At 69.7% G+C, this 10,700-nt stretch carries 12 protein-coding genes; 3 read left to right on the plus strand and 9 right to left on the minus strand.

Annotated elements, in window-relative coordinates; all coding sequences use genetic code 11:
• Positions 1 to 237: 237 nt before the first annotated feature.
• Positions 238 to 1,641 (minus strand): aminobutyraldehyde dehydrogenase, encoded by a 1,404-nt coding sequence (locus ADY59_RS22060; RefSeq protein WP_269433631.1) that lies wholly within the window; start codon positions 1,639 to 1,641, stop codon positions 238 to 240.
• Positions 1,642 to 1,670: 29 nt separating this feature from the next.
• The gene (locus ADY59_RS22065) at positions 1,671 to 2,939 is read right to left on the minus strand and encodes a glycosyltransferase (protein ID WP_049565009.1); all 1,269 of its coding nucleotides are present in this window, start codon (positions 2,937 to 2,939) and stop codon (positions 1,671 to 1,673) included.
• A gap of 130 nt (positions 2,940 to 3,069) precedes the next feature.
• On the opposite strand from ADY59_RS22065, the gene ADY59_RS22070 reads away from it, so the two are divergent.
• A complete protein-coding gene (locus ADY59_RS22070) occupies positions 3,070 to 3,675 on the plus strand; it encodes a TetR/AcrR family transcriptional regulator (RefSeq protein WP_049565059.1) in 606 nt (201 codons plus the stop codon).
• On the opposite strand, the gene ADY59_RS22075 is transcribed toward ADY59_RS22070, so the two are convergent.
• The 4 genes from ADY59_RS22075 to ADY59_RS22090 are packed head-to-tail and all read right to left on the minus strand — an operon-like array spanning position 3,669 to position 7,461.
• Positions 3,669 to 4,709, minus strand: coding sequence for an ABC transporter ATP-binding protein (locus ADY59_RS22075; RefSeq protein WP_049565011.1), 1,041 nt, complete (start codon positions 4,707 to 4,709; stop codon positions 3,669 to 3,671). The two genes, ADY59_RS22070 and ADY59_RS22075, sit on opposite strands and share 7 nt — an antisense overlap.
• Positions 4,696 to 5,475 (minus strand): ABC transporter permease, encoded by a 780-nt coding sequence (locus tag ADY59_RS22080; RefSeq protein ID WP_049565013.1) that lies wholly within the window; start codon positions 5,473 to 5,475, stop codon positions 4,696 to 4,698. The genes ADY59_RS22075 and ADY59_RS22080 overlap by 14 nt, the downstream gene beginning before the upstream one ends.
• Entirely contained in the window at positions 5,468 to 6,334 is an 867-nt protein-coding gene (locus ADY59_RS22085) for an ABC transporter permease (protein ID WP_231618832.1), read from the minus strand. The genes ADY59_RS22080 and ADY59_RS22085 overlap by 8 nt, the downstream gene beginning before the upstream one ends.
• Before the next feature lie 5 nt (positions 6,335 to 6,339).
• Positions 6,340 to 7,461 carry a polyamine ABC transporter substrate-binding protein gene (locus ADY59_RS22090; protein ID WP_082310308.1) on the minus strand — a complete coding sequence of 374 codons (1,122 nt, stop codon included), beginning with the start codon at positions 7,459 to 7,461 and terminating at the stop codon, positions 6,340 to 6,342.
• A gap of 386 nt (positions 7,462 to 7,847) precedes the next feature.
• On the opposite strand from ADY59_RS22090, the gene ADY59_RS22095 reads away from it, so the two are divergent.
• Entirely contained in the window at positions 7,848 to 8,732 is an 885-nt protein-coding gene (locus tag ADY59_RS22095) for an aminoglycoside phosphotransferase (RefSeq protein WP_156325650.1), read from the plus strand.
• The gene (locus ADY59_RS22100; RefSeq protein ID WP_049565017.1) at positions 8,729 to 9,688 is read left to right on the plus strand and encodes an SIS domain-containing protein; all 960 of its coding nucleotides are present in this window, start codon (positions 8,729 to 8,731) and stop codon (positions 9,686 to 9,688) included. The genes ADY59_RS22095 and ADY59_RS22100 overlap by 4 nt, the downstream gene beginning before the upstream one ends.
• Positions 9,689 to 9,692: 4 nt before the next feature.
• Here ADY59_RS22100 and ADY59_RS22105 read toward each other — a convergent pair whose 3' ends face one another.
• The 3 genes from ADY59_RS22105 to ADY59_RS51580 form a co-directional block, all read right to left on the minus strand.
• On the minus strand, positions 9,693 to 10,061 hold the full coding sequence (locus ADY59_RS22105; RefSeq protein WP_049565019.1) for a DUF742 domain-containing protein: 369 nt from the start codon (positions 10,059 to 10,061) through the stop codon (positions 9,693 to 9,695).
• A 12-nt stretch (positions 10,062 to 10,073) separates the two neighbouring features.
• The gene (locus tag ADY59_RS22110; RefSeq protein WP_049565020.1) at positions 10,074 to 10,496 is read right to left on the minus strand and encodes a roadblock/LC7 domain-containing protein; all 423 of its coding nucleotides are present in this window, start codon (positions 10,494 to 10,496) and stop codon (positions 10,074 to 10,076) included.
• Positions 10,496 to 10,700: hypothetical protein (locus ADY59_RS51580; RefSeq protein ID WP_197093776.1), on the minus strand; the 205-nt coding region annotated here is incomplete at its 5' end. The genes ADY59_RS51580 and ADY59_RS22110, both read right to left, overlap by 1 nt.

Here is a 10,700-nt window from a genome sequence, read left to right on the forward strand (position 1 = left end):
TGGAACCGTCCGCCTGTGTACTCCCCCGGCCTCGTGTGCTTGGGGTTTTCCGTCCTCACTGACTCTCGCAACCTCTCGCCGTAACGTGCTCGAAGAAAATCAGACACGCGTGTGGCGCATGGGATTCTGCCGGGCTGGGTAATTGGAACACAACCCGTACCAGATCGGCCAACCGAACATATCCCATCAAAGTCCCCCAAGTGTGCCCTTTGGGGGACTTATCGCCGTCCACGATTTTCAGGCCGGCCGGAACGAGTCCCGCTCGACCGGCGCCGCGTGCTTGATCATTAGGTGACGTGTCACCCCATACTCCTGGACGGCCTCCTGGCTCATGTCCTTGCCGAACCCGCTGCCCTTGACGCCGCCGTGCGGCGCCTCGCTGGCGATCGGCAGGTGATCGTTGACCCAGGTCACGCCCACGTCCAGGCGGTGCGACACCCGCATCGCGCGAGCCACGTCCCGCGACCACACCGACGAGGCCAGTCCGTAGCGCGTGTCGTTGGCCAGCCGCACCGCCTCGTCCTCGCCGTCGAAGGGCAGCACGACGAGGACCGGGCCGAAAAGCTCCCCCTGGACGATCTCGCTGTCCTGTGCGACATCGGTCACAAGCGTGGGCGGGTAGAAGAACCCGGGACCCTCGACCGGCGAGCCGCCGTGCACGACCCGGCCGCCCGAGCGGGCGACGAAGCCGTGCACCCGGTCACGGTGCGCCCCGGAGATGAGCGGGCCGATGTCGGTGGCCGGGTCCCAGGGGTCGCCCACCGAGATTTCGGCAAGAGTTGCCCGAAACGCCTCCACCGCGTCACCGTAGACCTCGCGGGCGACGTACACGCGCGTGGCCGCCGTGCAGTCCTGACCGGTGTTGTAGGTGGCGCCCATCGACACGCCGCGGGCCGCCTCGGCCAGATCGGCGTCCTCGAAGACCAGCGCGGGCGCCTTGCCGCCGAGCTCCAGGTGCACCCGCTTGAGCGTCTCGGCGGCGCCGGTCATGACGGCCCGGCCGGTCTCGGTCGAGCCGGTCACGCTCACCATGTCCACGCCCGGGTCGGTGACCAGGGCCTGGCCGACCTCCGCGCCACCGGTGACGACCTGGACGAGCCCGTCGGGCGCGCCCGCCTTGGCGAACAGCTCGGCCAGCCGCAGCGTCGTGCGCGGCGTCTGCGGGGCCGGCTTGATGACCACCGCGTTGCCCGCGGCGACGGCCGGGCCGACCTTCCACACGGCCATCACGAACGGGAAGTTCCACGGCGCGATCGACCCGACCACCCCGACGGGGCGGCGCAGCAGGACCGAGGTGTAGCCCGCGCTGAACACCCCGGCGCCGGTCCCGTCGAGCGAGCGGGCGGCCCCGGCGAAGAATCGCAGGTTGTCGGCGGCGAACGGCAGCTCGCCGTCCCTGAACACGGCCGCCGGCTTGCCCGTCTCCTCGACCTCCAGCCGGGTCAGCTCCTCGGCGTCGGCCTCCACCAGGTCCGCCAGCCGCAGCAGCAGCCGGGCGCGCTCGGCGGGCGTCGTCTCCGCCCACTCGGCGAAGGCGTCCCTGGCCCGGCGGACGGTCGCGGCCACGGCCTCGACCGGGGTGTCGGGGACCTCGGCGCACACGAGACCGGTGGCCGGGTTGATCAATTCACGCATGGATATCTTTCCCTGCTCGGTACGGGGGGCCGTACCTACTTCTGGCCGAGCTGCTCGATGAGGTCGGCGGCCTTGCGCAGGCCGTCGCGACCGCGGATCTCCTCACCGGCGGCGGCGAGCCTCGCGCGGAGGTCGTCGTCGCCGAGCAGGCGCGTCAGCGCGCCCGTCAACTCCTCGTCCGTGAACGTGTAGGTCGAAAGCCTGACACCATAGCCCAACTCTTCCACCCGCTGCGCGTTGTCGTACTGGTCCCAGAACAGCGGCAGCAGGATCATCGGCTTGCCGAAGTGCATCGCCTCGGTGGTGGTGTTGTTGCCGCCGTGCGTGATGACCAGGTCACACAGCGGGATGACCTTGGTCTGCGGGACGAACTCGGCGCCCCACATGTTGTCGGCGAGCTTGATCTCCTCGTGCAGCGAGCCCTTGGAGACGATGTACTGGTGCGGGGTGGTGGCCAGCACGTCGATCACCCGCTGCATGAGCTCCACGTCGGCGGAGCCGAGCGAGCCGAGCGAGAAGTAGACCAGCGAGCCCTCGTTGCGCGCGAAGGGCAGCTCGAACTCCCCCTCGGTCTCGCGGACCGACGAGTCGAGGCGGTGCCAGGTGTCGTTCAGCGGCCGGTCGGCCACGTAGTCCAGGATCTCCGGGTAGACGTACAGGTTCAGGTCGCCCTCGTGGATGAAGTCGAGGTCGGGCAGCGGCTCGGCGCCCTGCTCGACGCACCAGTCGTTGAAGGCGCTCCACATCTCGCGGTGGGTGCGGTCGTACTCGGCGCGGAAGTCGTCCCACTCGGAGCGGTCGTCGGCGGGCAGGCCGGAGAAGACCGGCGCGACGTTCGGGCCGCGCACCTCCAGCGGGTTGCAGGAGACGATGCGGACGAACTTCTTGCCGGCCGTGAGCAGCGCCGGGAACGTGATCACGTTGTCCTCGACGATGACGTCCGGCCGGACCCGCTCGATGATCGCCTTGAGCTGCGGCTCGCAGTACTTGGCGCCGTCGATCAGCTCTTCCCAGATGGGCTTGGTGACGGTCTCGAGCTGCTCGCGGGTGCTCTTGCGGTATTCGGGCGCGGTCTCGCGGATGAAGTCCTTCCAGAACTGGCCGGCGTCCTGCTCCTCCTCGGACGGCGGGGCGAGGTCGACGAGGTCCTCCTCGAAGCCGAGCGCCTCCAGCTTGCCCTTCCACGACGACTCGGCGGCGAAGACGACGCGGTGGCCGCGGCGGCGCAGAATGTCGCCGATGCCGATGCTGTTGTTGGTCGGCCCGTAGGCGCTTTCCGGCATGAACAGGATGGTCAGAGACATGGGCACACTCCGGGGGGATCTAGCCATTTGAAGGAGAATTCAAATACGCATCTAGCGTAAAGGTCAACTTCAGGGCACTATGGTCACGGATTACTGAACGACGGACGAACACGAGGGCAAGGTGGTGAAGATGGCCCAGCGCAAAAGCCGTACTGACCGGCGCATCGACCTGATCGAGGCGGCACGCCGGGCCATCATCCGGTTCGGCATCGACGGGGTGCAGCTCTCGCACGTCGCCGAGGAGGCCGGGCTGACCTCCGGCGCGGTGCTCTACCACTACCCCGACCTGAGCGAGCTGCTCGTCGAGGCGCAGCACGCGGGCATGGAGCGCTTCTACGAGCAGCGGCTGAGGCAGATCGCCGCGCTCACCGACCCGGTCGCCAAGCTGGTGCTGACGATCCGCTCCGGGCTGCCCACCGGGCCGCTCGACCCGGACGTGCGGCTGCTCAACGAGCTGGGCGGGGCCGCCGGGCGCAACCGCGTCTACGGGGTGCTGCTCACGTCCCTGTACGACCGGCAGGTGTCGATGTACCAGTCGATCCTGGACACCGGGCAGGCGCTGGGCGTGTTCAGGCTGACGACCGACGCGCTGTCGATCTCGCGCAACCTGGTGGCGCTGGAGGACGCCTACGGCTACCGCATCACGGCCCGGCACCCGATCATCGGCCCGGAGGAGGCGGCCGAGCTGATCCTGTCCTACGCGCGCACGGTGACGGGCAACGATCTGCTTCATTGATCCACCGGGATGATCACCGCGTCGCCGGCCGTCCATTCCAGCGACACCTCCGCCCCCGGCTTGACCGTGCCGGCGCCCTGCACGGCGACCAGCACGGGCTTGACGCGGCCCGGGACCTCCACCGAGATGTGCGAGACGCCGCCGTAGAAGCTGACGTCCAGCACCGTGCCCTTGAGGCCGTCGCCGTCGCCCAGCCTGACCTTCTCCGGCCGGACGCCGAGCAGCGCCTTGGCGCCGGTCTCCAGCTCGCCCAGCGGCGTGCCGGGCAGGTCGCCGAAGTCGCCGGCCGCCAGCGTCTCCGGGCCGCCGACGGCGCCCTCGAAGAGGTTGTTGGCGCCCACGAAGTCGGCCACGAACCTGGTGCGCGGCCGCTCGTACAGGGCGACGGGCTCGTCCACCTGGCGCACGCTGCCGCTGTCGAAGACGGCGATGCGGTCGGCCAGCGACATGGCCTCCTCCTGGTCGTGCGTGACGACCACGAACGTGATGCCCACCTCGTTCTGCAGCCGCTTGAGCTCCAGCTGCATGTCGGCGCGGACCTTCTTGTCCAGCGCCGACAGCGGCTCGTCCAGCAGCAGCAGCCGGGGCCGCTTGACGATGGACCGTGCCAGCGCCACCCGCTGGCGCTGGCCGCCGGACAACTGCTGCGGCTTGCGCCCGGCATGCGCCGACAGCCCCACCGTCTCCAGCACCTCGCCGACGCGCTTCCTGATCTCGTCGCGGGGCAGCTTCTCCCGCTCCAAGCCGTACGCGACGTTCTTGGCCACGGTCATGTGCGGGAACAGCGCGTACGACTGGAACATGAGGCTGATCGGGCGGCGGTTGGGCTGCTTGGCGAGCAGGTCCTCGCCGTCGAGCGTCACGGTGCCGCTGTCGGGCGTCTCGAAACCGGCGATGATGCGCAGCAGCGTCGTCTTGCCGCAGCCCGACGGGCCGAGCAGGGCGAAGAACTCGCCCTGCCCGATCTCCAGCGACACCCCGTCGAGCGCGGTGACGTCGCCGAACCTGCGGGTGACCCCGTCAATCTTGAGCACGCGACTCCCCGATCTTGGTCAGGCGCTGCCCCGCGATCACGGCGGTGAAGCTCACCAGGAGCAGGATCGCGGCCAGCGCATTGATCTCCGGGGTCACCCCGAAACGGATCATTGAATAGATGACGATCGGCAGCGTCTGCTCCAGGTTGCCGATCGTGAAGAAGGCGATGACGAACTCGTCCAGCGACAGCGTGAACGCCAGCAGCGCGCCCGCCACGATGCCGGGCGCCAGCTGCGGCAGCGTCACCTTCATGAACGTGGTGACCGCTCCCGCGCCGAGGTCGCGCGAGGCCTCCTCCAGCGAGGTGTCGGCGCCGCTGAGCCGGGTGCGCACCACCGCGGCGACGAACGCCATCGCGAACAGGCCGTGCGCGAGCACCACCGAGTAGCGCCCGAGCGTGAGCTGGATCATGCCGAAGAACAGCAGCAGCCCGATCGCGATCACCAGGTCGGGCAGCACGGCCGGCATCAGCGCGAGCGCCTCCAGCGCCTTCGACCGGGTGTGGCGGGCCAGGCCGACGGCCAGCAGGGTGCCGAGCACGGTGGCGATCAGCGTCGAACCGGTGGCCACGATCAGCGTGTTGACCAGGCCCTTCAGCACCAGCTCGTTCTGGGCGAGCTCGCCGTACCACTTGAGGCTGAAGCCCTCGTAGGTGTAGGCCGACTCACCGGAGTTGAACGACATGACGACGAGCACGACGATCGGCGCGTACAGGAAGACGTACGTGAGCCAGAACGGGATGTGGAGCAGGCGGGAGCTACGCACGGCGGGCCACCCAGGCCTGCACGACGAGCAGCACGAGCAGGGCCGCGATGAGCGCCAGCGCCAGCGTGGAGCCGAACGGCCAGTCGCGCGCCGACAGGAACTCCTTGCGGATCAGGTTGCCCACCATCGACGACTTGCCGCCGCCCAGCATCTCGGGGATCACGAAGTTGCCCAGACTTGGCACGAACACGAACAGGCTGCCGGTCATCACGCCGGGCAGCGTCAGCGGCAGCGTCACCCTGCGGAACGTGGTGAACCCGGACGCGCCCAGGTTGGCCGACGCCTCCCGCAGCTGCGGGTCGAGCTTCTCGATCGTCGCGTACAGCGGCAGCACCATCAGCGGCAGGTAGGAGTAGACCAGGCCGGTGACGATCGCGCCCTGGTTGTAGAGCAGCTCGTAGGGGCCCAGGCCGATCGCCTCCAGGCCGCTGTTGATCAGCCCTTCGCCGCTCAGCAGGATGATCCAGGCGTAGACGCGGATGATGAAGTTCGTCCAGAACGGCAGCACGACCATCACCAGCGCCACCGTCTTCCACCTGCCCGGCAGCCGCGTGATCAGGTAGGCGGTCGGGTAGCCGACCAGGAGCGCGATCAGCGTGGCCAGGCCGGCCATCTTCAGCGACTCGACGACCACGCCCAGGTAGAGCGGGTCGAACAGGCGGGTGAAGTTCTCGGTGGTGAACTCGTAGACGACGCCGCCGAAGCGGCCGCGCTGGAAGACCGTGTAGCTGAGCACCATCGCGAGCGGCACCAGCAGCAGCACGACCAGGTAGGTCAGCCCGGGGGACAGGAAAACGAACGCGCCCAGCCGGCGGCCCCGCGAGGGGGACACCGGCCGGGCCTCAGTATCAGCCTTCACCGCAACTAGCTGGCCGTGATCTCAGAGGACAGGCGCGAGAACTTGGTCGACGCCTGACCGAGGTCGATGATCGCCTCGCCGTTGAGCAGCTCGGCGGGCTTGATGCCCAGCAGCGAGCCCGGCGCGATCTTCACCTTCTCCATGGCGGCCTTGTTGGGCACCTTGTAGTTGATGTTCTCGGCGGCCCAGCGGTGCACCTCGGGGTTGAGGATGTAGTTGATGAAGGCGTGCGCGGCCTCCTTGTTCTTGGAGGACTTCATGATCACCATGGTGTCCACCCAGAGGTCGCTGCCCTCCTTCGGCACCTCGAACTTGATGTTCTGCTTCTCGTGCGTGGTGGGGCACCAGCCGTCCCACGCCTCGACCATGAGGGCGTCGCCCTTGATGAGCAGGTCGCCGAAGGTCGTGTCGTCGAACTTGAGCAGGTGAGGCTTGGCCGCCATGAGCAGTTCCCTGGCCTTGGCGATCTCCTCGTCCTTGTCGGTGTTGACCGAGAAGCCGAGGGACTTGAGTGCGGGCAGGGCCAGCCAGCGCTCGGTGGTCATCAGCGTGACCTTCTTGTCGGCCCACGCCGGCGGCTTGAGTAGATCGTTCCAGCTCGTCGGCTTCGTCTTCACCAGGTCGCTGCGGTAGCAGATGCCGGTGGTGCCCCAGGTGTAGGGCACGGAGTACTTGTTGCCCTTGTCGTAGGAGAGCTGGGTGGCCTCGGGGTAGAGGTTGGCCAGGTTGGGGATCAGCTCGGCGTGGATGGGCTCCAGCAGGCCCTGCTCGTTGAGCGCCTGGGCGTACTGTCCCGACACGAACGCCACGTCGATCCCGTGGTTGCCGCCGGCGGTGAGCTTGGTCATCGCCACTTCGTTGGTCTCGTGCAAGGTGACCGTGAGGTCCTTGATCTTGAGCTCTTCCTTGACCATGTCCTGGAGCTTCTCAGGGGTGTAACCGGCCCACACGGTCACGGCCAGTGACTGCTTCGTCAGGTCGGCGTTGGGGTCGAGAGCGGCGGCCGTCGCCTGGGTCGCCGTCTCTGCGCTGTTGGTCGACTCACCGCCGCACGCCGCGACGGCGAGCGCGAGGCCGGCCACCGCGACGGCGGCCGGAAGACGACGGGTGAACCGGGTACGGGACAAGGCCGCTACTCCTTATGAAAGGGCGATGTACGAGGGGTCTCGCGACCAACTGGACACGGCAGACCAGAGCAGGAGTGTTGCAGCAGAAATCAACATGAGCAAGACTTTGGCGGACATTGCTACCTGGAAGTTTGGTCCAACTGTTGAATTCGGATTCAATTTGGAGCCGGTTGCTCTCTCTCGGTGAGAATCCGCTCACCGCACGGGAGCGCGGGCTCACGGCAGCTCTGCTGGCGGCGTTGGATCGGCCGGTGCCGCCGCCGTTCGCCGTCCGCCGCTATCTGCCGCTGCCCACCTTCTCGCACAGGCCAGAGGATCTCCACACTGGGGCCCCAGCCGAACGCGACTTCGGACCGCACGTAGACCAGACAAACTACTCGGTGATCGTGGGTGAGCAGGTCGTCGTCAAATGGCTCACCCCTCCCGTACCGCTGCCGCATCCCACGCCCGAGGTGTTCGCCCACCTCGTTGAGGCGGGCTTCAAACAAACCGCGCCGCCGTACGCCGCCCTGACCCGGGCCGACGGCGACCGGGAGCTCCTGCTTGCCCTGGTGACCGGCTACCTGCCCGAGGCGACCGACGGCTGGGAATGGTGCACCGACGAGGCCGCGGCCGGGCGCACCGCGTTCGCCCCCGAGCTCGGCGACCTCGCCGCCGGGCTCCATCTCGCCCTGGCGACACTGCCCGCCGACGGCCCCGGCACCACGGACCTGGCGGCCAGGGCCGGCTCGGCCCTCCGGGAAGCACTCGACCTCACCACCGGCGAGGACGGCGACTGGCTCGCCCGCCACGCCCCCCGCCTCCGCGCCGGGCTCGCCCCGCTGGACGGCCCGGTCACCGGCCCGCTGATCCGCATCCACGGCGACCTCCACGTCGGCCAGGTCCTCAGGTGGCGCGACGGCTACGCGGTCATCGACTTCGACGGAAACCCCACGCTCACCGGCGCCGACCCGCGCCAGCCCGCCGCCCGCGACGTCGCCCAGCTCACCACCAGCCTCCAGCACGTCGCCCAGGTGGCGATCGCCCGCCGCGGCACCCCGCCCGCCGACGCCGCCCGCTGGGCGGCCGCCGCCCGTGCCGGCATGCTCGCCGCCTACCGCGCCCGCCTGGCCCGGCACGACCGGGGCGAGCTGCTGGACGAGACCCTGATCCGCCCGTTCGAGATCGAGCAGGAGTGCCGCGAGCTCATCTACGCGGCCCGCCACCTGCCCCGATGGCGCTACGCCCCGATGGGCGTGCTGCGCACCTGGTACCACGAGGAGACCCCATGAACCCCGAGCTCTACCTGGCCGACCTGGAGGCCAAACCCGCCGCGCTGACCGCGCTGGCCGACTCGCTCGACGCCGCCGACCCGTTCGCGGCGCTGCCCGCCGGCATCGAGCGCGTGCTGTTCCTCGGCATGGGCAGCTCCCGCTACGCCGCCGGCGTCGCCGCCCTGCGCCTGCGCGCCGCCGGCGTCTCCGCGCACGCCGAGTACGCCTCCGCCGCCGCGTCCTTCCCCGCCGGCCCCGGCACGCTGGTCGTGCCCATCTCCGCGACCGGCGGCAGCCGCGAGACCCTCGACGCGCTCGCCCGCTACGCCGGCGGCCCCTCCCCCGTCGCCGCGCTCACCAACAACCCCGGCTCCGCCGTCACCTCCGGAGCCGGCCTGGTCGTCCCGATGCTCGCGGGCCCCGAGGAGGGCGGCGTGTCCTGCCGCACCTTCCAGCACACGCTCGCGCTCCTCCTCGCGCTCGAGACCCACCTCACGGGCTCCGGCCGCGACGTCGCCGCCCTCGTACGCCAGGCCGCCGAGGCCACCGCCGACCTGCTGGAACGCAGGGACGAATGGCTGCCTCTGGCGCTCGAACTGCTCGACGGCCCGAACGGCGTCTACGCCCTGGCCCCCGCCGAGCGGCTGTCGTCCGCGCAGCAGTCGGCGCTCATGGTCCGCGAAGGCCCGCGCCGCGCCGCCGACGCCTGCGAGACGGGTGACTGGTCCCACGTGGACGTATACCTGACCAAGACCCTGGACTACCGGGCGCTGCTCTACCCCGGCTCCCGCTACGACGAGCAGGCGATGGACTGGATCCGGCAGCGCGGCTCCACGGTGATCTCGGTGGGCGCCGAGGTCAAGGACGCCGCCGCGGTCATCCGCTACGCGCACGACACCGACCCCGACGTGGCGCTGCTGACGGAGACGCTGGTGGCGGAGCTGGTCGCGGCGTACTGGTGGGCCTCCCAGTAAGGCATCAGAGCCGGCGGAGCCCGCTCAGCACCCGTTCGAGCAGGCTCCGGTCGGGCAGGCCCGCTTCCAGCTGCGGCTGATACACCCGCACCAGCCCCTCCGCCTCCATGTCGGAGACCAGCACCCGCGCCACCCCCAGCGGAACGGCCAGCAGGGCGGAGATCTCCGCCACCGACCTCACCTGACGGCACAGCTCGCTGATCTCCCGGTATTCACGGGTGTAGGCCGGGCCCAGCCGCATCGACGTCGCCGAGGAGACCAGCGCCTCCATGGCCGGGCCGCTGCGCGGCGCCGTCCGGCCGCCCGTGACGGCGTACATCCTGACCAGCGAGCTACGCTCGGGCTCCGGCTCCCCACCATGCCACGATGCCAACGTCCACTCCCATCACCAGGGGCGCGCGGCCGACAGTTCCGCGCGCACGTCAGGCGTGAGCACCTGCCCCGCACGTTCGACCAGGATCGTCATCTGATAGGCCACCAGGCCCATGTCGCAGTCCGGCGCCGCCAGCACCGCCAGGCACGAGCCGTCGCTGATCGACATCACCAGCAGCAGGCCACGGTCCATCTCCACCAGCGTCTGGACGACCTCGCCGCCTTCGAACACCCGCGCCGACCCCTGTGTCAGGCTCACCAGCCCGGCCGCGATCGCGGAAAGCTGGTCCGCCCGGTCCTGCGGGAAGCCGCGCGAGAACGCCATCGGCAGGCCGTCCGCGGACACCACCACCGCGTGCGCCACGCCCGGCACCTCGTCCACGAAATTGCTGACCAGCCAGTTGACGTCCCTGGCGCCCTGGCTCAGGTTCCTCATCAATCCTCCTCAAGCTCGGCCCGGCCCTTGCGGACGCCCTGCTGGTAGCTGGAGAGCCTGCTGCGCAGCCGATCAGGTGACACCGGCGGCGCGGGCATCGGTGCCGACGGCGGCGCCGCCGAACCCGGCACCAGGTTCGCCCGCGGCGTCCGCTTGGGCAGCCCCGCGCTGGTCGTCCCGCCCTGGGCGGGCTCCCGCACGTTC

The organism is Nonomuraea sp. SBT364, from assembly GCF_001083785.1.
Lineage (GTDB): Bacteria > Actinomycetota > Actinomycetes > Streptosporangiales > Streptosporangiaceae > Nonomuraea.